Annotated in this window: 19 protein-coding genes; 6 read left to right on the top strand and 13 right to left on the bottom strand. The window is 71.0% G+C overall.

Going from position 1 to position 22050, the window contains the following annotated elements; all coding sequences use genetic code 11:
- Positions 1-31 precede the first annotated feature (31 nt).
- The 4 genes from POL25_RS37230 to POL25_RS37215 form a co-directional block, all read right to left on the bottom strand.
- Positions 32-820 carry a hypothetical protein gene (locus POL25_RS37230; RefSeq protein ID WP_272091121.1) on the bottom strand — a complete coding sequence of 263 codons (789 nt, stop codon included), beginning with the start codon at positions 818-820 and terminating at the stop codon, positions 32-34.
- A 314-nt stretch (positions 821-1134) separates the two neighbouring features.
- The gene (locus tag POL25_RS37225; RefSeq protein WP_272091120.1) at positions 1135-3471 is read right to left on the bottom strand and encodes a M20/M25/M40 family metallo-hydrolase; all 2337 of its coding nucleotides are present in this window, start codon (positions 3469-3471) and stop codon (positions 1135-1137) included.
- Between the two features lie 106 nt (positions 3472-3577).
- Complete coding sequence (locus POL25_RS37220; RefSeq protein ID WP_272091119.1) at positions 3578-6064, bottom strand: efflux RND transporter permease subunit; 2487 nt, start codon at positions 6062-6064, stop codon at positions 3578-3580.
- Between the two features lie 155 nt (positions 6065-6219).
- Complete coding sequence (locus POL25_RS37215) at positions 6220-7056, bottom strand: SGNH/GDSL hydrolase family protein (protein WP_272091118.1); 837 nt, start codon at positions 7054-7056, stop codon at positions 6220-6222.
- Positions 7057-7439: 383 nt separating this feature from the next.
- On the opposite strand from POL25_RS37215, the gene grxD reads away from it, so the two are divergent.
- Entirely contained in the window at positions 7440-7772 is a 333-nt protein-coding gene (gene grxD, locus POL25_RS37210; RefSeq protein WP_272091117.1) for a Grx4 family monothiol glutaredoxin, read from the top strand.
- Positions 7773-7788: 16 nt separating this feature from the next.
- Here grxD and POL25_RS37205 read toward each other — a convergent pair whose 3' ends face one another.
- Positions 7789-8427 carry a hypothetical protein gene (locus POL25_RS37205; RefSeq protein ID WP_272091116.1) on the bottom strand — a complete coding sequence of 213 codons (639 nt, stop codon included), beginning with the start codon at positions 8425-8427 and terminating at the stop codon, positions 7789-7791.
- A 262-nt stretch (positions 8428-8689) separates the two neighbouring features.
- Here POL25_RS37205 and POL25_RS37200 point away from each other — a divergent pair, with 262 nt between their 5' ends.
- Together POL25_RS37200 and POL25_RS37195 are read left to right on the top strand one after the other, a co-directional pair.
- The gene (locus POL25_RS37200; protein ID WP_272091115.1) at positions 8690-9418 is read left to right on the top strand and encodes a hypothetical protein; all 729 of its coding nucleotides are present in this window, start codon (positions 8690-8692) and stop codon (positions 9416-9418) included.
- A 61-nt stretch (positions 9419-9479) separates the two neighbouring features.
- Complete coding sequence (locus tag POL25_RS37195) at positions 9480-10694, top strand: patatin-like phospholipase family protein (protein ID WP_272091114.1); 1215 nt, start codon at positions 9480-9482, stop codon at positions 10692-10694.
- A 79-nt stretch (positions 10695-10773) separates the two neighbouring features.
- Here the strand turns inward: POL25_RS37195 and POL25_RS37190 are convergent, their stop codons facing one another.
- Positions 10774-11229, bottom strand: a complete 456-nt coding sequence (locus tag POL25_RS37190) for a hypothetical protein (RefSeq protein ID WP_272091113.1) — start codon at positions 11227-11229, stop codon at positions 10774-10776.
- A 105-nt stretch (positions 11230-11334) separates the two neighbouring features.
- On the opposite strand from POL25_RS37190, the gene POL25_RS37185 reads away from it, so the two are divergent.
- Positions 11335-12177, top strand: a complete 843-nt coding sequence (locus POL25_RS37185) for a 2,3,4,5-tetrahydropyridine-2,6-dicarboxylate N-succinyltransferase (protein ID WP_272091112.1) — start codon at positions 11335-11337, stop codon at positions 12175-12177.
- A gap of 166 nt (positions 12178-12343) precedes the next feature.
- Here the strand turns inward: POL25_RS37185 and POL25_RS37180 are convergent, their stop codons facing one another.
- Both POL25_RS37180 and POL25_RS37175 read right to left on the bottom strand, forming a co-directional pair.
- Positions 12344-13051: a roadblock/LC7 domain-containing protein gene (locus POL25_RS37180; RefSeq protein ID WP_272091111.1), complete on the bottom strand. Its 708-nt coding sequence runs from the start codon at positions 13049-13051 to the stop codon at positions 12344-12346.
- Complete coding sequence (locus POL25_RS37175) at positions 13048-14856, bottom strand: response regulator (RefSeq protein ID WP_272091110.1); 1809 nt, start codon at positions 14854-14856, stop codon at positions 13048-13050. The genes POL25_RS37180 and POL25_RS37175 overlap by 4 nt, the downstream gene beginning before the upstream one ends.
- 375 nt (positions 14857-15231) lie before the next feature.
- On the opposite strand from POL25_RS37175, the gene POL25_RS37170 reads away from it, so the two are divergent.
- On the top strand, positions 15232-15450 hold the full coding sequence (locus POL25_RS37170) for a helix-turn-helix domain-containing protein (RefSeq protein ID WP_272091109.1): 219 nt from the start codon (positions 15232-15234) through the stop codon (positions 15448-15450).
- Positions 15451-16020: 570 nt separating this feature from the next.
- Here POL25_RS37170 and POL25_RS37165 read toward each other — a convergent pair.
- Positions 16021-16149, bottom strand: coding sequence for a hypothetical protein (locus tag POL25_RS37165; RefSeq protein WP_272091108.1), 129 nt, complete (start codon positions 16147-16149; stop codon positions 16021-16023).
- Positions 16150-16356: 207 nt separating this feature from the next.
- Between POL25_RS37165 and epsC the strand changes: the two genes are divergently transcribed.
- Positions 16357-17355: a serine O-acetyltransferase EpsC gene (gene epsC, locus POL25_RS44710; RefSeq protein ID WP_272091107.1), complete on the top strand. Its 999-nt coding sequence runs from the start codon at positions 16357-16359 to the stop codon at positions 17353-17355.
- A gap of 60 nt (positions 17356-17415) precedes the next feature.
- Here epsC and POL25_RS37155 read toward each other — a convergent pair whose 3' ends face one another.
- The 4 genes from POL25_RS37155 to POL25_RS37140 form a co-directional block, all read right to left on the bottom strand.
- Positions 17416-18261 (bottom strand): 3'-5' exonuclease, encoded by an 846-nt coding sequence (locus POL25_RS37155; protein WP_272091106.1) that lies wholly within the window; start codon positions 18259-18261, stop codon positions 17416-17418.
- 115 nt (positions 18262-18376) lie between these two features.
- The gene (locus tag POL25_RS37150) at positions 18377-19393 is read right to left on the bottom strand and encodes a zinc-binding alcohol dehydrogenase family protein (RefSeq protein WP_272091105.1); all 1017 of its coding nucleotides are present in this window, start codon (positions 19391-19393) and stop codon (positions 18377-18379) included.
- The gene (locus POL25_RS37145; RefSeq protein WP_272091104.1) at positions 19390-20412 is read right to left on the bottom strand and encodes a HEAT repeat domain-containing protein; all 1023 of its coding nucleotides are present in this window, start codon (positions 20410-20412) and stop codon (positions 19390-19392) included. Before POL25_RS37145 ends, POL25_RS37150 begins: the two co-directional genes overlap by 4 nt.
- 554 nt (positions 20413-20966) lie before the next feature.
- Entirely contained in the window at positions 20967-22043 is a 1077-nt protein-coding gene (locus POL25_RS37140) for a threonine aldolase family protein (RefSeq protein ID WP_272091103.1), read from the bottom strand.
- Between the last annotated feature and the right edge of the window lie 7 nt (positions 22044-22050).

Genomic DNA, 22050 nt, shown 5'->3' with positions numbered 1-22050 from the left:
CAAAGCCGACCCGGGACCTGCCCGAACGGACTCAGGTCGGCCGCGGCGCGGGCAGCTTCTTCGGGCCGGCGCCGGCGGGCGGCAGCGCGTGGTTGTCCTCGGCCAGCTTGCGCTCCATGCTGCGGATCTTCGCGGTCAAGAACGCCTCGGCGCCGGCGTACAGGCACACGAAGGTCCACACCGGCGACAGATGGGTGATCCACGCGAGGCTCCACACCGCGAACACCAGCGAGGCGCGGCCGATGTCGCCGTTGAGCAGCTGGCCGGTGCCGGGCAGGAACAGGCTCAGCAGGCCGGCGGTCGCGGGCAGCCGCGGCTCCTCGTCCTCGAACGGCACCATGGCCGACTCGGTCGACAGGCGAGCCAGCAGCGCGTGCTCGCCGAGCTCCTGCGCGGCGGCGCGGAACTCGGCCTCGAGCTCGCCCTTCGTCTCGGGCGTGACCCCGTAGCGGACCACCGAGCCGCCGCCGATCGCCAGCAGCACGCCGGCCTGGCGCATCGCCTCGAGCGCGTTCTCGACGTCCTGGCGCGGCGAGCCGAGCGCGTCCGCGGCCGAGGCCACCGTCAGGAAATCGATCCGCGGGTCGGAAAGCAGGCTCAAGATCCGCGACGACAGCGGCGAATCGAGCGGGTCCGTCTCGCGGAACGGGGTCGTCTCGAGCGCCGCCGACTGGTCCCAACCGACCCCGCGGCGCACCAGCGCTTGCGTCTCCGGGGCCTCGCGATCGGCCTCGAGCACGCCGTCACGCGCGAGGTCGGGGCGCAGGCGACGCGGGGTGCCGAAGGGCCGGCGCCCTTTGGTGGGCCGGAGGCGGTTCATGAGTGGAGCCAGAGTAGTCCGTCGTGAAGGGTTGTCACGGCCCGTCGCTCGCGCGGCCAGCCGCCTTCCGGTTCACCATAGCAAATGTCGCCGGGCGTCGCCGCCGGACGTGCGGAGGGCGACAAAACCGGGCAGCTTCGCGCCGCGGGTGAGCTCGCCGACGCGGCCCGGCAGGCGCGCGGGCCAGGGCTTCGTGCCTCGCCGGCCTCGGGTCTCGCGCGCCCGCAACCCGGGCGGCGGCGACGACCTCGGACCGGCTGTCGCCGGTGCTTCGGCCCATCTGCGGCCATGTGGACGGAACTGCGCCCAGGCCGTCATAGCGAGATCTGGCGCGAGACCATGGTCCGGTCGCCGCCGTGCGAGGGCACGGCCCAGGTCGGGCGCGCCGCCTTCAGCGCGTCACCCGCCGCGGGCAACCCCTCCGAGAGGTCCCAAACGACAGCCTCGACCGCGGCGGCGCTGTCCAGCTCGAGCGTCACTACCACGCCCTCCGGCGGCGGCGCGACGATCCCGTAGACCTCGCCGCCCTCGACGTATTTGCGCCGGTGCTCCGGGTAGGGCGGCAGGACCACCCCGTTCATCGCCACGCTGCGCAGCCCCGCGGCCGCGGGCACGAACATCGCCATCACCCGCGCGCCGCGGGTCGACCGCACGCGCACCACCACCCGCCGACCCGCGCCCGGTGGCGGCTCCGGGTCCGCCTCGGGCTCGACTGTCGGCGGCGACAGCCCGGGCGGCGACGAACCGTCCGGGGCGACGAAGCTGGGCGAAGCGTCGCTGTCCCACGCGAACGCCGGCCCGGCCGGGCCGAACGCCGCGGCCGCCTGCAGCGCGGCCGGCAGCGGCGCGTCCGCGCCGACGATCCACCGCCCCGCGCCGCTGTCGGCGTCGAGGTGATACAGCAGGCTCAGGCGCCGCGGCCGCGCCTCGCTGTACGCCGGCGAGGTGACGGCGATCGCCGTGGCGACGGCGCAGGCGACCGCGAGGGCCAGCACGAGCGGCCGGCGCAGGCGCCCGAGCCCGTGCCACAGCGGCGCCAGCAGCGAGGCCAGCAGCGCCAGCACCCCGGCCGCCGCCGGTTCGAGGCCGAACACCGCCTCGACCCGCACCGCCGCCTGCAGCCACATCAGCGCCGGCAGCGCCAGGCCGAGGAGGATCACAGGTCCCGAGGGCCATGTCCTCCACGACATGCTCTTACGAGCATTGCCCAAGAAACATGTCCAAAACGCCAGCATGCCGGCGACCAGCGCCGGCGGCAGCACGCCGACGCTCGCGCCCGGCAGCGCGACCGCCGTGATCGCGGCGATCGCCGCCAGCCACAGCCACGGCCCGAGCCACAGCCACGCGCGCGCGGCCGCGTCGGCGCGCGCCAGCGGCCCGACCAGCGCGCCGCCGGTCGCCAGCACGATCGTCCACAGCGCGACGCGGGCCGGCAGCGGGGCCGCGTGGCCGGCGACCTCGGCCGCGGTGAGCCAGGCGATCGCCGCCATCCACCCGGCGCCGATCGCCGCCGGCAGCCCGACCAGCGCCGCGAAGCCGAGCCCGCGCCGGAGCCACGAGCGACGATCGCCGCCGGACTCGCGCGCGAGCCGACGCGCGACCGGTACGAGCAGCCCGAGCGCGAGCGCGGCGAGCCCGGGGATCCACAGCGTGCGCAGGTGCAGCATGCGGGCCCCGAGCGCGTCGACGTACACCCGCGAGCGCCCGGGCAGGGCCGCGAGGTCGGCCCCGGCCAGCGCGCGCACGGCCGCGAGCGCGGTGTCGCCGAGGTGCTGCACGCTCGCCGCGTCGAGGTTGTCCAGGCGATCGAGCGGGGTGTGGTAGTGGGCCTTGTCCTCGCCGAAGCCGAAGTCGAGCGCCGGCCAGCCCGCGTTCTTGTAGACGGTGAAGTCGGTGTCGTAGGGCGTGAGCCCGTAGACGGCCCCGATCACGCTGGCGCCGTAGGGCCGCGGCACCGCCTCGGCGACCGCCGCGACCAGGCCATCGTCGTTCGCGGTCGTGCGCGTCAGCGAGGTGACGCCGCGCGTGCCGCCGGCGTCGAGGTTGATGACGGCGCCGATCGAGGCCGCGCGCGGGTGGGCGTCGACGAACGCCTGCGCGCCGAGCAGGCCCGACTCCTCGCCGTCGACCAGCACGAACACGATCGGGTTGCGCGACCGCGGGCCGGCGAGCAGCGCCCGCGCCACCTCGAACACGGCCGCCACGCCGGCGCCGTCGTCACCGGCGCCGGGCCCGGCCGCGACCGAGTCGTGGTGCGCCGAGACCAATAGCGCCGGCCCGTCCTCGATCCCCGGCAGCGCCGCGACCACGTTCCACACCCGCCCGCAGCCGGCGCTGCGCGGACCGCAGGCGAAGCCCTCCTGGACCTCCGCGTCGATCCCCAGGGCCGCGAACTCGGCCAGCATGCGCGCGCGCAGGCCCACCGCCGCGGCCGAGCCGACCGGGTGGGGCAGGTCGTCGCCGATGAGCCGCTCCAGCCGCGCGAGCGCTCGTGTCGCGGAGAACATGTCCTCGGGGACATCTTCGCCGAGCGCTGGCGGCGGCTCGAGCCGCACCTGCACCAGCGCGAGCGCCCCCGCCAGCAGCGCCGCCGCGGCGACGAACGCGGCCGCGCCCCGCAGCTCGGACCCTCGCTCGCTCGGCGCAGTCACGCACGCACGCTACCAGCTCGCGCGACCTCGCGCCACCCGTGGGCCAGCCATGGAAAATGTCTCGAAGGACATGTCCCGAGCGACATGTCCTTGAAGGCGAAAACGACTACCGCTTGCGCCGGCGGGCCGCGATCGCGGCCACGCTCGGCAGCACCAGGATCGCGGTCACGGCGGCGATGCCGATGCCGAACACCGCGAGCACGCCGATCCCGCGCAGGCCGCCGGAGTCGGCGATGCAGAACGCGCCGAAGCCCATCGCCGTGGTCGCAGTGGCCGCGCCGATCGCCGCGCCGGTCTCGCCGAGCGCGTGGGCGATCCCGCCGGCCTGGTCGCGCATGTGGCGGATCCGGTCGGTCAAGTACACCCCGTTGTCGACGCCGATGCCGAGGATCGCCGGCAAGATCGGGATGTTGAACAGGGTGAAGCGCACGCCCGCCGCCGCCATCAGGCCGACCAGCCACAGCATGCCGAGCAGCAGCGGCGCCAGCGTCAGCAGCGTGCGCGGCAGCGAACGGATCTGCGCCACCACGATCACCGCGACCAGCAGCAGCGCCATCGCCAGCACCGTCGGCGCCTCCGACTGCATCAGCTGATACATCAGCGCGTAGACCGTGGTCTCGCCGACGAACAGCGCGTCGTCCGACTGCAGGCCCTCGACGCCCTCGGTGTACTTGGCCGTCTCCTCCATGAACTGGAGGCCCATGGAGATGTCGGCCGCGTCGAAGTTCGGGTAGGCGTAGACCGCGAAGCGGCCGTCCGGGCTGAACACCTTGTCGCGGATCGCCGGCGGCAGGCGCTCGACCGTCACCGGCTCCGCCTTGAGCATGTTCTGCAGCCGACGCGCGTCCTCGGGCGCCAGGCCCTCTTCGGCGTCCTCGCCCGTGCCGGCCGCGCGCTCCTCGAGCCGCTTCCACGTGCGCTCGGGGATGTCGGCCGTCATCACCGTGATCGTCTCCTTGCGCTTGGCCGGGTCGATCGACGGATCGGGCAACAGGTCGGGCGCGCCGAGCAGCTCGGCGACGACGGTACCTGTCCCATCGGTCATGCGCTCGGCCTGCACCGCGCGGGCCTGGTTCAGCACCGCGCGCGCCTGGTCGAGCGTCGAGACCACCAGCACCCCGGCGTGGATGTCCTTGCCGAAGATCTTGCTGATGAGGAACACCTCGGGCTTGTAGAGCGCGCGGGTGCGGGCCGACTGCAGCTCGCGGGTCGAGTTCTCGAACTCGGCCCGCGGCGCGAACACGGCCGCGCCGACGGTCAGCGCCGCCACCAGCCCGAGCATCAGCCCCGGGCGCGCCAGCACCACGCGCGTCAGCAGCCGCGGCCGCGGCCGCCCGGCCTCGGGCTCGCCGACCCGCTTGACGCCGACGAGGCAGAGGATCGCGGGGTAGACCGTGACCATCGCCAGCAGGCACAGCGCCACGCCGAAGCCGGCGATCAGGCCGAACTCCTGGAACGCCGGGAACACCGAGCTCGCCATCACCGCGAACGCGCCGAGCGTGGTCGCCGAGGCGATCAGCAGCGGGCCGATCACGTTGCCGAAGGCGCGGGCGAGCGCCTCGCGGTCGCTGCCGCGGCCCTGCTCCTCGCGCACGCGCACGAGGATGTGGATGCCGGCGTCGATGCCCATGCCGACCACCACCGTCGAGATCAGGCTGGTGATCGCGTTGAGGCGGCCGAGCACGATCTCCGTCACCGCCATCGACCACGTCACGCCGCACACCAGCGGCACCAGCAGCGTCAGCACCGCGCGGCCCGAGCGGAACAGCAGGTACAGGATCACGATGACGCCGAGGACCCCGAACGCGCCGCTGCGCAGCATGTCGCGCTGGATCGTCTCGCGCTCCTCGGCCTTGATCGTGTACGGGCCGACGACGCTGTAGTGGATCCCCGAGTCGGCCCACGGCGTGCCGGGCTGGCTCACCACCGCGGCCACGTCGGCGCGGATCTGGTTCGACACCGCCGCGGCGAAGTCGAGGTCGCTCGACGGCTGGGTCGGGTGGATCAGCAGCACCAGCGCGGAGATCTCGTCGCGCTCGAAGTAGTCCTGGAAGCTGGTGCGAGCCAGCGCCGCGTCCTGCTTGCTGCGGATGAAGGTGCGCAGGGCCTTGGGCGCCTCGGGGTCGGGCTGGTCGAGGCAGACGTCGGGCTCGGCGCGGCACAGCTCGTAGTGCGTCCACGCCTGGAAGTGCTCGTCGAGCGCCTCCATCTCGGCGTCGGCAAGGTAGTAGAGCGCGTGCTCGGCGAAGAAATCGCTGCGCAGGCGGTACTCGACGTCGCGCACCAGCGGGCTCTGGGCGGCGCGCTCGGCGATGGCGTCGGCGAGCGCGTGGCGCTGCTCGGGCGAGCCCTCCTTGAGCACGACGTTGACGCTGCCGAGCGCGCCGAACGAAGTCTCGATGCGGTCGATGCTGGCGAGGACGGGGTGGTCCACGGGCAACAGCGAACGCAGGTCGCTGTCGATGCGCAGCAGCGACGAAAGGTAGGCAGAGACGACGGTGAGGAGCAGCGCCAGCGCGAGCACCAGGCGGTGCTGCACGAGGACCCACGCGATCCACCGGTCACGCAGGCGCTTGTGCGGGGCCTCGCTCACGGGCGAGCTATGTTGCCCCAAGCGGCCGGCCGCGCGCGAGGTGCATGTGCATCGCCTCGCATGGCGGAGGTGAGTTTGCCCGTCGAAATTTGCCACGCCGCGTTCGCGCCCGACCGGGCGGCGCACGGCTGTCGGCCGCGAAAGGCCCGCCGGTATCAGCCTGCAGGCGTGGGCGCGACCGCTGGCGCACCCGCGACCGCGAGGTCGGCCGAAGTGTCCGGCTGGGACCCGGACAGCACCGCGTGGACGAAGGCCCGCACATGCGCCTCGACGCGGTGGGCGCCAGCGACGCTCAGGTGGATCCCGTCGCCCGCGCGGACCCGGATCGTCTTGCCCCCGGGCTCGCCGTCGGCGTCGAGCCGGTCGGTGTAGCCGCCCTTGGCGTCGGCCAGGAGCCGCCAGATGTCGATGAAGTGCGCGTTCGGGCGGATCGCCATCTCGGCCCGGTAGATCGTGTTGACCCGCTGGACCCGCACGTGAAACTTCTCCGGCCGCATCACCGGCATGCCGATCCAGAACAACGGCCGGCCGTCGGCGGCGACGATGTCGGCGAAGTCATTGACGCGCCGCGCGTACTCCTCCGGCCACTCCGGCTCGGGCCAGGTGATCCAGCCCTTGTCCGGCATGCGCAGGCCCTGCACGTCGTTGCCGCCGAACATCACCACCGCGGCGTCGGGCGCGAACTCGTCGACCTGCTTCTTCGCCTCCTTGGGCCAGGCGAAGAAGTCGGGCCGGGCCAGGCCGGTGCTGCTCTTGCCCTTGCGCCGGACCACATAGCTGTGCTCGTCACGCAGGCCGTTCTCGAGGAACAGGCCGACGCCGCCGGCGATCATGCTGTCGCCGACGATGAGAATGCGCTTGGGCGGCGACTCGGCGGCGGACTCGTCCGCGCGCGCCGGCCTGGGCAGGAGTGCGGCCCCGGCGGCGGCGGCGAGGCCGTGCAACCAGGTCCGACGTGAGCACTGGGGCGAGGGCAGGGTCCGCGGCGCCATGCGAGCGGTAGTGGTTATGACCCGAGCGGGCGACCTTCCGCAAGAAGGGCGTTCACGGCGCCTTGCTGGGGTGCGGGCCAGCGTGTATCTAACGCCGCGACCGGCCGGCCCCGGCGATCGAATGCGCGCGACGGCCGGCCCGCGGGACCACCCCCCGCACGGGCCGCGACCCTCCTGGCCAATTCACCACTCCACGGTCCTTCGGACCTGAGCCACTCCACGGTCCTTCGGACCTGAGCCACTCCACGGTCCTTCGGACCTGAGCGAATCCACGGTCCTTCGGACCTGAGCGAATCCACGGTCCCCCGGACCTGAGCCACTTCACGGTCCTTCGGACCTGAGCCACTTCACGGTCCTTCGGACCTGATTGCGAGACCCCACCGATGCAAGCCCACGAGGACGTCCAGAAGTTCATCGCCCACCTTGTCGCCAACAACAAGGTCATGCTCTTCATGAAGGGCAACAAGAGCTTCCCGCAGTGCGGCTTCTCGGCGATGGTGGTCGAGATCCTCAAGAAGCACGCGGTGCCGTTCGAGACCTTCAACGTGCTGTCCGACCCGGCCGTGCGCGAGGGCGTCAAGCAGTTCGCCAGCTGGCCGACCATCCCGCAGCTCTACGTCGGCGGCGAGTTCGTCGGTGGTTGCGACATCGTCCGCGAGATGGACGCCAACGGCGAGCTCGAGGGCGTGCTCAAGGCCGCGACCGCGGCGGCCTGAGCGACGCGCCGGCCCGTCAGCCTGGCGGGTACGTGCATACGCCGAACTTCATCATCTGCATCTCGGGGATGCCGATGTCCTCGCACGCCGAGCCCTCGGGGCAGTCGTCGTTGGCCATCATGCACAGCAGCGCGCAGATGTCGGCCTGCTGGTCCATGTCGGTGTCGAAGGCGCAGATCGCCTGGACGCTGGCGGGGAGGCCGTCGGGCTTCGGGCACGTGCCCATGCACTTCGGGGCGCAGAACGAGCCCTTGACCTTGCCGGTGGTGCTGGTCGAATCGACGCAGGCGGCGTCGCCGTCACACTCGACGTTGTTGGCGATGCTGCAGCTCTCGTAGGGCCCGGTCGAGGGGATCACCGTCATCGTCGTGGCGCCCGTTTCGGGCTCGCCGGTGGTGGTCGTGGAGGTCGTCGTGGTCGTCGAGGTCGTCGTCTCCTCGACGGTCGTGCCGGTGGTCGGCGTCGGTCCGGTGGTCGGGAGCGCCTCGGTGGCGGTCCCGGTGGTGGTCGTGGCGTCCTCCCCGGTGGTGGTCGTCGTGCTCGTCCCTGGCGTCTCCGTCGCCGTCGCCGGCGCCGTCGTGGTGCCGTTGGTGGTGCTGTCGGTGGCCGAGGTCGCGGGCTCCTGTTCGTTGCACGCGGCGAAAGCGAGCACCATGGAGAGTGAGACAAGGGCGTTTGAGCGCATGAAAATGAACTCCTGGAAAGGGCGCGCGACAGCGACGATGCGAACCGGCGCTCGCGCTCCCGGTGTCAAGCGCTAGATACCCAGGGTCGAAATGTAGTCACCGTAGAACTGCCGGCCCAGGGCCACGAAACGGCGGTCGGCGCCAGGTCTCACCCAGGCGAACGCGGAGGTGCGTGGTCAGCGAAACATCGGCTACGATGCACCGCTGAGAGCAAAGAGGAACGAAGCCATCATGATTCGCTTACGAAGAGTGTTCGGTGTCACGACCTTCGCGATCGCGGGGTTCATGTTCGGCTGCTTCGCCGAGGACGGCGGCGAGTGCAGCGCGGGCGCGCCCTGTGCTCGCCGCGGCGAGGCGTGCGACGACACGACCAAGACGTGCGAGCTGCAGGAGCTGGACGTCGAGGGCACCGGGGCCAATCCCGCGCCGGCCACCTTCACCGCCACGCTGCCGTTCTTCCGCGGCACGGTGTGCGCGGCGACGAACGTCAAGCCCGGCGACAAGATCCCGGTGAAGATCGAGATGTGCGTCGACCCGTGCGTGTCTTCGAAGGGGCACAAGTTCAAGAGTCAGTACAGGTGCAGCGGCACGTCGTGCGAGGCGGCGCTGGTGGTGTACCTGCCCGACGCGGTGGGCGCGAACTGCCCGGCCCAGGCGCTCGGCAAGTTCCCCAAGGCCAACTGCGAGTTCATCACGATCGAGGCCTCGGCCGGCCCGCTGTCGACCGCGAACACCGGCCCGATCACTGGCACGGCCACGCTCGAGCTGCCGTTCCTCACCAACGAGGACGCCAAGCTGATCGCCGGCACCGACAACGGCGAGACGGTGTGGCAGACGATCTACAAGTATCCGCAGGACGCGGGCCGCGTGTTCCAGCTGTCGATGAACCCGAGCAACCAACCGGCCCCGCCCGACTGCAAGGACGCGTCGAAGTGCACGTGCAAGGACATCGGCTTCTAGTGCGGCGCTCGGACGACCGGGCCGCGTCGCTCGCTCGTGGCCGCTCGCGCGGAGCGTCGGCATGAGCGGCGAGCGCCCGCGCGTCGGGCTCGTGCTGTCGGGCGGCGGGGCCCGCGGCGCCTACGAGGTCGGGGTCCTGCGATACATCCGCGAGCGGATCCGCGGCGAGTGTCGCTTCGACATCATCACTGGCAGCAGCATCGGCGCGATCAACGGCGCCTACGTCGCGGCCACCGCCGACCGCCCTCGCGCGCAGGGGCGCCTGCTCGCGCGCGTGTGGACCGAGCTCGATCTCGACGAGGTGTGCCGGTTCGGCTGGACGCAGATGCGCAGCCTGCCGCAGGTGCTGTTCGGCCGCACCGGCGACAAGGCGGGGCACGGCCAGCAGATCGGCGGCCTCATCGACCCGCGCGCGATCCAGAACTTCGTGCGCGCGCGCCTGCCGTGGCGCGGCATCACCGAGAACCTGCATCACGGTCACCTCTCCGCGGTCGCCTGCACCGCCACCGAGGTCGCGACCGGGACGGTCACCACCTTCGTGCAGACCGCCGACGGCAAGCTGCCGCAGCGCTGGCCCGAGAGTCAGCGGCAGAACGTGGTGTTGACGCCGATCACCGCCTCGCACGCGCTGGCGTCGGGGGCGATCCCGGTGCTGTTCCCGGCGGTGCGGGTCGGCGACCAGCTCTACGCCGACGGCGGCCTGCGCCAGCAGACGCCGCTGCGCCCGGCGATGCGCCTCGGCGCGACGCGGCTGCTGGTGATCAGCCTGCGTCACACGCCCGGCGACGAGGAGGTGCGGCAGATCCGTCACGAGGCCGAGGGCACCTTCCCGAGCGCGATGTTCATGCTCGGCAAGGTGCTCAACGTGCTGCTGCTCGAGAAGGTCGAGGCCGACATCGAACGGGTGGAGCGCATGAACCAGATCCTGGCCGCCGGCGCGCGCGAGTTCGGGCCCGACTTCGCCCAGCGGCTGGCCAACGGGATGCAGAAGGACAAGACCACCGCGTACGAGTCGGTCGACACGCTGCTCATCCGCCCGAGCCAGGACATCGGCCGGATCGCGTTCGACACGGTGCGCCGCACCGGTCTCAGTCGCTACTCGGGGATCGTCGCGCGGCTCATCCGCTGGGCGGTGGCCGCCGACGACGCCCGCCAGGAGAGCGACCTGGCGTCGTACCTGCTGTTCGACCCGGACTACTGCCGCCAGCTCATCGAGCTCGGCTATCAGGACGCCGCCAGCCGCCACGCGGAGCTGATGGCGCTGTTCGACCGCTGAGCAGGTGGCTCTCGGGACAGGTGGTCATGCCTGTCCCGAAGGACAGGCTCGTGCGCTCGCAAGGCCTGTCCCGAGAGAGCTACTTCGCCTTCTTCTTCTGCTTGGCGGCCTTCTTGGCGGCCTCTTTGTCGGCCTTGGCCTTGGCGGCGTCCTCGGCCTTGATGTAGCCCTCGATCTGCTGCTTGGCCGCGCACTGACACAGCGTCGCGCCGCCGAACAGGTCCATGCAGGCGGCGGCGAGGTAGCGCAGCGTGCTGTCGGGGCAGAAGTGGCCGAGCATCGTGCCGCAGAACTGGCTCTGCGTGGCGTCGTTGTTCTGGCACTTGCACTTCGCGGGGTCGTTGAAGCAACCCTCGCGGGCGAACTTGACGCCGGCCGGCTTCTCCTTGGCCGGCAACGCGGTGGCGCGCTCGTTCTTGTAGAGCGCCTCTTCTTCGGCAGGGGACACGGTCTGCGGCTCGCCGGCGTGGGCGAGCGGCGCGAGCGCGAGGGACAGAACGAGCGCGAGAGGGACGCGGCGGAGGCAGGACGGCATGGACACCTCGGCGTCGAGGGTACCACGGCCGCCGGGCGGGCGGGCGCCACGGGAGGGCCGAGGGCGCCTTGCGCCCCGGTACCGGGCTGTGCGATGCCCCGAGGCATGCAGAGCTCGTCCCACGACCCCGCGGACCTCCAGGCCCGGATCGGCGAGGCCTTCGCCAATCGAACCTTGCTCAAAGACCAGGTGTACCGCGACGCCGTGGTGGCCACGATCGCCGCGCTCGACCGGGGTCAGCTGCGGGTCGCCAGCCCGGGGGCGGCCGGCGAGCCGTGGACGGTCCACGCGTGGGTCAAGCAGGCGATCCTGCTCTACTTCGGGGTCTGCGAGATGAAGACCATCGAGCTCGGGCCCTACGAGTACTTCGACAAGATGCCGCTGAAGCGCGACTGGGCCAGCGCCGGGGTGCGCGTGGTCCCGCCGGCGACGGCCCGCCACGGCAGCTTCATCGAGGCCGGGGCGGTGCTGATGCCGAGCTACGTCAACATCGGCGCGTACGTCGGCGGCGGGACGATGGTCGACACCTGGGCGACCGTCGGCAGCTGCGCGCAGATCGGCCGCAACGTCCACCTGTCAGGCGGGGTCGGCATCGGCGGGGTGCTCGAGCCGCCAGGCGCGACGCCGGTGATCGTCGAGGACGGCTGCTTCCTCGGCTCGCGCGCGATCGTGGTCGAGGGCGTGCACCTCGAGCGCGAGGTCGTGCTCGGCGCCAACGTCACGCTGACCGCCTCGACGCCGATCCTCGACGTCACCGGCCCGGAGCCCGTGACCTACAAGGGCCGCGTCCCCGCCCGCTCGGTGGTGGTCCCCGGCACCCGCCCCAAGCGCTTCCCCGCGGGCGAGTTCCAGATCGCCTGCGCCCTCATCATCGGCCGCCGCAAAGAGAGCACCGACGAGCGCACCAGCCTGAACCAGGCCCTGCGCGAGTTCGACGTGCCGGTGTGAATCTTTTTAAGGATTTTCTGGACATGCCCTTTGGGACATGTCCTGAAGGCAATGCTTGAAAGGACATGTCCTGGAGGGCATGTCTTTGAAGCAGACGGCTCGCGGCTTCAGGGCAGCGTGAGGGGCTGGCCGAGCACGCTGCCCGGCCCGACCGGCGCGTCGCGGCTCAGCGGACGCTCTTCTTCGGCCACAGCCGCGAGTTTCGCATCGCCTGCTGCACGTCGACCTTGAAGTTCTCGCGCTCGTCGCGGTTCGTCAGCTGGACCAGCGCGTCGACCAGCACGGGGAACGTGTAGGGCGACGGGTTGACCATCAGCAGCCACTCGCGGATCTGCTCGCGCATCATCACCCCGGCCTCGCCGGCGGTCTTGCCGGCGCGGATGAGGTACGAGGTGAACACGTTCTGGACCTCGCGGAGGACCGGGCCGAGCTCGCCGAGCATCAGGCGGTCGACCTCGTCCTCGGGCTCGGGCATCGGCGCCGAGCCGGCCGACATGCTGCTCTCGGACGACGAGCTGCCGATCGACGAGCGCAGGCCGGTGAGCCTGGTCTTCAGGACCGATCGCACCGAGGGCTGGGCCGAGTCGCGCTCGAGCATGATGGTGAGGGTCGCCTCCTCGCGGACGGGGACGATCATCATGCGGGCGGTGTGGAAGGTGATCAGCAGCTCCTCGATGGGCGAGCCGACGGTGGCCGAGGCGACGACCATGCGCCGGACCGTCTTGGCGATGTCGGTCGCGGTGGCGGCGTCGAAGTTGCTCTCGCTGGCGGTGTAGCCGCCGTCGACGGTCGCCACCAGCGAGCCGCGGACGCCGGGGAGCCGGTCGAGTTCCTCGAGGAGGCTGACTAGCTGGCGATTCGGCTCGGCGGTCATCGTTTGGTATCGACTCCCATAATCGCGTCGCGGATGGCCTCCGGGTCATGCCCCGGCGCGATGGACAGCACGGCGGAGGTGGCCCCCATGCCGACCATGATCATCTGTTGACCGCTGGCCGAGCGGGCGATCACGCCGTCGAACACGTGATAGCCGAGGGTGCGGGCGATCCGCGCGGCGCCACGCATGTAGAAGCCGGCGAGCGTGACGACGGTGCTGTTGTTGCGCATGTCCTCGGCGATCACCTTGCCGGTGCTCGAGATGATCGCCACGCCGTTGACGCCCTCGAACTGCCAGAACTGGCCGAGCATCAGCTCGCGCGTCTCCGGGTCTTCGAGAAGGTCGACGGTGTTGGCCTTCTTGATCGGCCTGGCGTCGGCGCGGGGCGGCGGGGCGTTGCGGGCGGGCGCGGAGCTCTGGCCGGGCGGGATCGTGGTCGTGCGGACGGCGGGGATCGACGTCGGGGTGGCGCGCGCGGGCACGGCGGGGATCGAGGCCGGGGTGGCGCGCACGGGGATCGAGGCCGGGGTGGCGCGCAGGGCCGGCACCGAGGTCGGCGTGCCGCGAGAGGGGGTCGGCGTCGCGGGTTGAGCGACGCGGCGCTCGAGCGTCTGCACGCGGCGGCGCAGCACCGGCACGCCGTCGTTCGACGGCTCGGGCGAGCGTTCGCCCGAGCGCTCCGACGGCGAGCGCTCACCCGAGCGCTCCGACGGTGAGCGTTCGCCCGAGCGCTCCGACGACGACCGCTCGGGCGCGCGGGGCGGCGGGCGATGGCTGCGCGCCTCGATCTCGTCGTCGTCCTGCGGCAGCGCGAGGTCGTCGATGCGGGCGATCGCCGAGTCGGCCACGCTCGCCATGTCGATGTCGTCAGGGCGGATGTCGGAGGCGCGGCGCAGGCCGCTGCCGCCGTACGACGGCGAGGAGGGCGGCGACGGCGGGGCCGAGCGCGGCGGCGACGTCGCCGGCTTCGGCATCGGCGCTCGCGTCGAAGTCCGCACCTCGGCCACCGGTCGCGGCGGCGGCGTCAGCTCGGGCTCAGGCGGCGGCGGAGCGGCGCGCGGCTTCTCGTCCTCGCGCTCCTCGACCGTCTCGTCGGACTGACCGAGGATGCCCTCGTCGGCCTGGCGCGCGGCCTCCATCAGCAAGTGCATGCTCGAGCGGACGATCGTGCGGACCGGCGGCGAGCGGAACAGGTTCTCGCGGAAGCTGCCGCGACCGACCGACAGCATCTTGTAGAACGCCTGCTCGCCGCGGATCTCGCCCCACTGCGCGTGCACGATGTCGCCGTGCTCGATCCACAGGTAGCCGGTGCCCGCGTGCGTCGTCAGCACCACCGCCTTGTCGCGGCCCGAGCCGGCGACCATCTGCACGTAGTCGAAGAACTCGACCTCGATCTGGTTGCCGTAGAAGCCCTTGCGGACGCCGCACGCCTCGATCGCGTTGACGAGCTTGTCGAGGTCGATCGGCTTCTCGACGATCCGCACCGAGCCGCCGCCCTCGTACTGGCCGCGGAACTCGGGGCTCAGAGCCTCGACGATCAGCACGACCGGGACCGACGGGAAGTAGCTGCCGAGCCACTGCAGCAGCTCGGCGCCGTCGCCCGAGGTCGTGTGCAGGTCGCACAGCACGACGTCGAACAGCTCGCGGCGCAGACGCTCTATCGCCTCGCGCGAGCCGTTGGCCGACGCGGCGATGTGGCCCTCGTGCTTGAGACGACGCTCGATCGCCGCCTGCAAGAGCATGTCGTCGACCACGATGAGGGTGTGGATCACGGCGGACGACTTCGATCGGGCGTTCTGCGGCACGCGGCTCCCTATCTTACTCTGCGCGCCCTTGCGACAGGGCTTTTATGCAACCTAGGACCGGCCTCGGGCCCTGTGCGCTCGGGCCATGGTGAATCCACCATGTTCTCGCGGCTCGAATCCGGCAAACTGGATCGGTTTTGAGCTTTTTACGGCCGCCCGGCCAGGCCGAGGAGTGTAACGCGGCCCGGCGATTTCGGCTGTGAAGCGCCCCACGAGGTGGGCAGCGAAGCGGGCCAGCGAGGGCGTGAACGCGCGCAAACGCTGTAATCTTCTGCATAATACAAAACGGTGTTTAGATTCTGCGACTGTTCTTTTGGGATGCGGGCTTACAAAAACGTCCTTCCCTGTCCCCATGCCTTGGCCTATCCTGCCGCCATGCGCCTCATCCTCGAAGATCTGAACCTGAATGCCGCCGAACGTATGCTGTGCGTGGAAGCGCTCAACGCCGCCGGCAGCATCGTCGAAGCCGCTCAACTGCTTGGAATCACTCGCCACGCCCTCAAGCGTCGCATTATCAAGCACCGCATCGAGTGGCCCCGCCCGAACAACACCGTGGCGAGCGATTCCGCCTCGCTGAGCGCTTCGGCCGGCTGAACTCCCGGGCCTCGGAGCCTCCTCACCTCCGGAGCCCCCTGCCAGCGCGTGACCCCCGGGTCACGCGCTGTTTGCTTTTAAACAGCGAGCTGTTCGGCGCCGAACGCCCGAATACCGCGTCCCGCGCACGATCGGAGGGTGGCGCGATCGGCAGTCAGAGGGCCGTCAAGAGGCCCGAAAAGCGCAGCTTGAGATCTCAGGGGGATCTCGCCAAGTTTTTTCCGGACCCCAAGAGGCAGATCGCGACCCGCGATCCTGCCCAGCCTGGCGTGCCGCCAGCGAGAGCGGCACATTCGTCGGAATGGGCGAGAACAGGCTCGGTATGCGCGATGTTTGCCAGGTTTGTGCGGAGCGCTGCACTGCGCGTGGACGCGCATGCGCGGATCAGCTTGGTGAAGGAAAAGAAGTTTTACTTCACTGCAAAACCAGTGACCTCGAACAACAGTCCGGCTCGCTCTTGATGCCCCTCAAGCCGCCGTTGCAGGGGGCCGAATCGCGCATCCCGCCACCCGAACCCCCCGAACCACTGCGCAGACACGCGCTGGCGGATTCACCAGCTCGCACGCGAGTTCAGAGGTCGGCGTCGTCGTCGTCGTTCAAGATCTCCGCCTGCGCGTGCTCGATCTGCTCGGCGAGCGAACGCAACGCGTCCTGCACCTCCGGCGCGGCGTCGGGCACGCAAAGCTCAGGGCGTCGCAACAACTCGAGGACACTCGTCCAACCGGACAAGAAGGCCGCGAGCTGCGGCCCGCTCAGCCCCTCCGTGCGACCGAGGAGCAACTGTTGGACGAGCATGTGGAGCGGTAACGCGGGCAAACCTGCACCAGCTTAAACCCGGTCCGCGTGCGACGCCAAAAAACCACATGCCCCGTGGAGACGGCCCCCGGTTCGACTATGGTTCTCGCCGTGAATGACCACGAACGCCGGCTCGCGAGCGTCGTCGAGGGGGTCCTCGAGTCGTACCGCGACCACGGGAACATCAACCACATCGACGGCAACAACCTGCCCGCCCGCAGCGAGGTCTCGGAGCTGCTCGACGACGTGCTGTCGATCGTGTTCCCGGGCTACTTCAATTACGAGCCGCTCGACGACCTGACGGTCCGCTACTTCGTGGGAGCCCGCTGCGCCCGGATCCTGCGCCGCCTCGAGCAGGTCGTGACCCGCTCGCTCGCGGTCGATTGCAGCCACGGCCGCCGGCCCGCCGAGGAGATCGGTCAGGCCGCCCATGAGCACGCGCTCGACCTGCTGCAGGCGATCCCCTCGATCCGGGCCGCCCTCGCCGCCGACGTCCAGGCCGCGCTCGCCGGCGACCCGGCCGCCTGCAGCGACGCCGAGATCATCATGAGCTACCCGGGGGTGACCGCGATCGCAGGCCACCGGATCGCCCATCACATGTACCGCCGCCGCGTCCCGCTGCTCCCGCGCATGATCGCGGAGATCTTGCACTCCCGCACGGGCATCGACATCCACCCGGGGGCGACCATCGGCCGCAGCTTCTTCATCGACCACGGCACAGGCGTGGTGATCGGCGAGACGTCGGTCATCGGCAACCGCGTGAAGCTGTATCAGGGCGTCACCCTCGGCGCGCTGTCGGTCAAGTCGCGCGAGGCCGGTCGCAAGGTCCAGCGCCACCCGACGATCGAAGACGAAGTGACGGTCTACGCCGGCGCGACGATCCTCGGCGGCGATACGGTCATCGGCCGCGGCTCGACGATCGGCGGCAACGTGTGGCTCACCCGCAGCGTGCCCCCAGGCACGACGGTGGTCCTCGATACGCCGACGCTCCGCTTCTTCGCGCTCAACGGCGACAAGAACGGGCTCGAGAAGAGCCTGCTCGACAAGAACGGGCTCGACAAGCCGGGCAACGGGCTCGACAAGCCCGGCGAGAAGCCGCCGACGCCGTGAACGTGGATGTTTCGAGGGACATGTCCGAAGCGACATGCCCCCCGGAACATGTCCTTGCGGCTAGCCCTCGGTCTCGCGCGGGCGCACGCGGATCCGGCCGGTCAGGGCGTCGCGGACGATGCCCTTGGTGTCCTCGTCGAAGTTGCCGGTGACGATCGAGCGCATGTAGGCGCGCTCGTTCGGCTCGCTGGCGGCCCAGCGCAGCGACTTGCCCTTGAGGCGGCCGAAGTTGAACACGGGCTCGTTGTCGCGCCAGATGAAGCGGCGCGCGCTGTCGACGAAGCCGGCGCTGGTGATGTTGGAGACCTCGTGCAGCGCCTCGATCTCGAGCCCGAGCTCGCCGTAGCGCTCGAGCTGGCCGGCGAACACCTCGAGCGTGGCGATCGTGTCGGCCTCGGCGCCGTGGGCGTCGACGAACTCTTTCTCGCAGTAGAAGCGCATCGCCGCGGTGAGGTTGCGGGGCTCCTTCTGGTGATAGATGACCTGGGCGTCGATGACGCGCACGCCCGACATGTCGAAGGCCTTGCCGACGCGGGCGAACTCGGTGTGCATCACGCGGACGTCGAAGCGGCCGATGTTGAAGCCGGCGAGGTCGCAGCCGCGGAGGTAGCTCTGCAGCTCGTCGGCGATCTGGCCGAAAGTCGGCTTGTCGGCGACGTCTTCGTTGGTGATGCCGTGGATCTCGCTGGCCTCGATCGGGATCCGCACACCGGGGTTGATCCGCCAGGTGCGCGGCGGCTCGACCCCGCGCTCGGCGCTGATGCGGATCATCGAGATCTCGACGACGCGATCGAGCGCCGGGTCGGTGCCCGTGGTCTCGGTGTCGAAGAAGATGAGCGGCCGCTTGAGTCCGCGGAGAAACTCGGCGAAGCGCGGACCGAGCTGTTCTACCGTCGGGATGGGCATGCGTGGACTGAGCATGGCGACGCGTGGGGTTATACCCGGAAGTTCCGGCGGCGGGGGGTGGGCTTCTGATCTGGCCCAGATCACGCCCGCCGGCGCGCGGCGCACTCGCGCGGCGCTACGGGACGACTTCCAGCACGGTCTTGCCGACCGAGCGCCCCGTCTCGAGCAGGCGGTGCGCGGCCTGAACCTGGTCCCAGGGCATGGTGGTGGTGCGCGTGGGCAGCAACACCCCCTGGTCGAGGAGGTCGGCGACCCGCGCGAGGATCTCCCCCTGGCGCGACGGGTCGGCGGCGAAGAGGGGGCGGGTGAACATGTATTCGAAGGAGATGTGACCGCGCTTGCGGAACAGCGGACCGAGGTCGAGCGGGCCGTTCGGGGCGACGATCCCGCAGACGTGGGCGAACGGCCGCACGGCCTCGAGCAGCTGCGCCAGGTTCTGGGTCGGCTGGACGGTGTTGAGCACGAGGTCGACGCCGTCGTCGCCGTGCTGCCGGAGCTGGTCCAGGAGCGGCTTCGTGTGGTCGATCACCGCGTCGGCGCCGAGCCGGGTGCACCACGCGGCGCTCTCCGGCCGCGAGGCGGTGGCGATCACGCGGAGGCCGCACACCTGCTGCGCGATCTGGATCGCCATCGAGCCGACACCTCCGGCGCCGCCGACGACCAACAAGGTGCGCGCGTGCTCGGGGCTGTGATCGGTGGGGATCACCCCCATGTTCTCGACCAGCGCCTCCCAGGCGGTCAGGGCGGTCAGCGGGATCGCGGCGGCGTCGAGGTGCGAGAGCGTCCTGGGGCGATGGGCGACGATGCGCTCGTCGACCGCGACGGACTCGGCGTACGAACCGGGGCGGCTGACGTCGCCGGCGAAGTAGACCTCGTCGCCGACGCGAAACCGGGTGACCTCGGGACCTGTCGCGGTGACGACGCCGCTGGCGTCCCAGCCGAGCACGAGCGGCGGCGCGGCGACGGGGCTGCCCGCCGCACCGCCGCGCCGGACCTTGGTGTCGACCGGATTGGTCGCGGTGGCGTGGACGCGGACGACGAGGTCGCGCGGGCCCGGCTCGGGCTCGGGGACGTCGACGAAGACCTGCAGGACCTCGGGGCCGCCGTGGAGGGTCTGGGCGATCGCTCTCATGGCTGGGTCGCGGAGGGGTCGAGCTTGATCGCGCCGCTCGCCGAGCCACCACCACCCCGGGCGGGCGGGCTCGGCTCGGGCGCGGTCGGCCGCGCGCCGGTGATCGGGCGCCCGGCCTTTTTGGCGGCCTTTTCGGCGGCCTTGCGCTTGCGCAGCATGAGCTCGGCCTTGCGGGCGATCCGGTGGCTCTTGCGATCCTTGGCCAGGGACTCGAGCTCGGGCAGCCAGATGATGCCCTCGGGATCGATCTGCTCGAGGGCGAGGAAGGCCTGCAGCCGGACCTCGCGCTCGTCGTCGCCGAGCGCCTTGATCAGGACGTCGCGCGACTTGGGCAAGCGCAACATGCCGAGCGCCTGCACGGCGGCGGCGCGCAGGTCCCAGTCGCTGTCGAAGGTGCTCGAGTAGAGCTCGGGGAACAGCTCCTCGCCGTTGCGCGCGAACCCGGCGGTGCGGGCGGCGGCGATGTTGACCTCGCCGTCCTCGTCCTTGAAGCCGCGGCGCAGGCCGTCGAGGTTGAAGGGCGCGCCGGCGTAGCGCATGACCTGGACCAACTGCTTGCGCACCTGCGGCGAGGCGTCGAGAGCGACCAACGCGGCGGCGCCCTCCTGCCAATCCCCGCCGGTCAGCGGCAGGGCCTCGACGATGGCGCAGCGGACCTTCACGGGGTCGGTGCTCTGAAGCAACCTGCGCAAAAGGACAGGTGCGACGCGCGGGTCCTGCAGCTCTCCCGGGGAGAAGAACACGGCGTCCTCGACCTTGCGGTCGGGCTGGAGCTGCTCGAGTCGGGCGAGCCGCGCCGGGTCGGCGCTCTGCATGGAAGCGACGCCGATGGCGACGCGGTCGCGCCAGTCGACGCGCAGCTCGGCGGTGGTGTTGGCTGTCCCTGAGGACAGGTTCTTCGCGGCCGGCGGCGCACCCGGGGAGGCGGGCGCGACCGTCGTCGCAGTGCGCGTAGGTCCGGGCGCGGCAGGCGCTGCGAACACGAGGGCGGCGACGGTGAAGGCGAAAACGATGGCCATCGCCCCCCAGCGTGAAGAAGCGTGCCGAGGCGTGCAAGCGCGCAGCCTCTCCGCAGCCATTTGGCAGCAGATCGGGGCTGGGTGAGAATTCCGGCTCTAGTCGTCGAGCCGCCCGACGCGGTTGTCTCCAGGCGACGGTCGAGGCCCAAGAGCCGCACATGCGCAGTTCCGAACCACTTTAATAATGGGGGGGGCCCCCAGGGGAGGACATGATCCGCGGGCTCGGGCGCCGGCGTGAGGCGGTGCAGATCGGAGCCGGTAGCGAGACACGATCGATGATCGCCGCGGCGCGGAGCGGGTCGCTCATGCGGCGTTGATTCGGGCGGCGAGCACCGACGTCGCGAAGACGGCGACGATCGAGGCTCGTGCCCACGCGAAATAAACCTGGCTCTTGGGTCAGCCCATTCGACGGCGCGCTCAGGGCGGCGGGATGTCGGCGAGAAAGACGACGATGGATGCGTCGCATCCACGCGAAATAAACCTGGCTCTTGGGTCATCCCATTCGAGCGGCACGTGCTCGCGGAGTCGCGGGCCTCGGCCATTCGACGGCGTGCTCAGGGCGGCGGGATGTCGGCGAGGAAGGCGTCGATGTCGGCTTGCGTGGTGGCGAAGCTGCACATCAGGCGGGCGCGCGGGCCGAGCGGGGTGGCGAACGGGTAGTAGCTGTGGCCGCGGTTGCGCAGGCGGCGGTCGACGGGCGCGGGCAGGTCGACGAACACGGCGTTGGACTCGCGCGGGAACGTGGGCGTGAGGCCGCGGATGCGCAGGCCGGCGGCGAGGCGCTCGGCCATCGTCGCGGCGGCGGCCGCGTGGCGGACCCACGCGCCGTGGGCGAGTGCGCGGTTGAACTGGCCCGACACGTAGCGGTGCTTGCTCAGCAGGTGGCCCGTCGATTTGCGCAGGAACGGCAGGCGTTCGGCGGCCCGCGCGGCCGCGGGTGAGCGGCCGGCGAACAGCACCACCGCCTCGCCGATCGCCAGGCCGCCCTTGGTGCCGCCGAACGACAGGGCGTCGACGCCGGCGTCGACGGTGAGCGCGCGACAAGCTGCCTCTTCGGACAGGTCGAGCGTGCGCATCACGTGGGCCACCGCCTGGCTGAAGCGGGCGCCGTCGACGTGGACGCGGTAGCCGTGCTCGTGGGCGACGCGGCTCAGCGCGGCCAGCTCGGCGGGTGTGTAGACGGTGCCGAATTCGGTCGGGTTGGACAGCGTCAGCACCCCGGGCGCGGGCTCGTGGACGTCGCCGCGGCGACCGACGAGGTGCGGCAGCAGGACTTCAGGGGTGAGCCGGGTCGGGTCGGGGCCCGGATCGATCGGGGTCGTGCGGCACTGGGTGATCCGCTCGGGCGCCGTCGACTCGTCCTCGTTGTAGTGGCTGTGGCGGTGACACAGCACGCGTTGCCACGGCTCGGTCAGGGCGGCGACGGCCAGCGTGTTGGCGGCCGTGCCGGTGGCGACGAAGAACACCGCGGCCTTGGACTCGGCGCCGAACAGCGCGGCCACCCGCGTGGCCGCCCGCTGCGTGACCTCGTCGCCGCCGTAGGCCAGCGCCTCGCCCTGGGCCGCCTCGACCAACGCCGCCAGCGCCTCGGGGATGAGGCCAGCGTTGTTGTCCGAGCGGAAGTTCGTCATGCTGTCC

Origin of the sequence: Nannocystis bainbridge, assembly GCF_028368995.1 — a bacterium.
GTDB classification, from domain to species: domain Bacteria; phylum Myxococcota_A; class Polyangia; order Nannocystales; family Nannocystaceae; genus Nannocystis; species Nannocystis bainbridge.
Note: the sequence above shows the minus strand (reverse complement) of the source record. Positions and strands in the feature narration are given on the sequence as shown.

Bases quoted from the DNA above. Each gene is read 5' to 3' on its own strand.
- POL25_RS37190 (WP_272091113.1), bottom strand. From the start codon at position 11,229: ATGCCGTCCTGCCTCCGCCGCGTCCCTCTCGCGCTCGTTCTGTCCCTC.
- POL25_RS37195 (WP_272091114.1), top strand. From the start codon at position 9,480: ATGAGCGGCGAGCGCCCGCGCGTCGGGCTCGTGCTGTCGGGCGGCGGG.
- POL25_RS37185 (WP_272091112.1), top strand. From the start codon at position 11,335: ATGCAGAGCTCGTCCCACGACCCCGCGGACCTCCAGGCCCGGATCGGC.
- POL25_RS37170 (WP_272091109.1), top strand. From the start codon at position 15,232: ATGCGCCTCATCCTCGAAGATCTGAACCTGAATGCCGCCGAACGTATG.
- POL25_RS37205 (WP_272091116.1), bottom strand. From the start codon at position 8,427: ATGGTGCTCGCTTTCGCCGCGTGCAACGAACAGGAGCCCGCGACCTCG.
- POL25_RS37150 (WP_272091105.1), bottom strand. From the start codon at position 19,393: ATGAGAGCGATCGCCCAGACCCTCCACGGCGGCCCCGAGGTCCTGCAG.
- POL25_RS37140 (WP_272091103.1), bottom strand. From the start codon at position 22,043: ATGACGAACTTCCGCTCGGACAACAACGCTGGCCTCATCCCCGAGGCG.
- POL25_RS37180 (WP_272091111.1), bottom strand. From the start codon at position 13,051: ATGACCGCCGAGCCGAATCGCCAGCTAGTCAGCCTCCTCGAGGAACTC.
- grxD (WP_272091117.1), top strand. From the start codon at position 7,440: ATGCAAGCCCACGAGGACGTCCAGAAGTTCATCGCCCACCTTGTCGCC.
- POL25_RS37155 (WP_272091106.1), bottom strand. From the start codon at position 18,261: ATGCCCATCCCGACGGTAGAACAGCTCGGTCCGCGCTTCGCCGAGTTT.
- POL25_RS37230 (WP_272091121.1), bottom strand. From the start codon at position 820: ATGAACCGCCTCCGGCCCACCAAAGGGCGCCGGCCCTTCGGCACCCCG.
- POL25_RS37215 (WP_272091118.1), bottom strand. From the start codon at position 7,056: ATGGCGCCGCGGACCCTGCCCTCGCCCCAGTGCTCACGTCGGACCTGG.
- POL25_RS37145 (WP_272091104.1), bottom strand. From the start codon at position 20,412: ATGGCCATCGTTTTCGCCTTCACCGTCGCCGCCCTCGTGTTCGCAGCG.
- POL25_RS37200 (WP_272091115.1), top strand. From the start codon at position 8,690: ATGATTCGCTTACGAAGAGTGTTCGGTGTCACGACCTTCGCGATCGCG.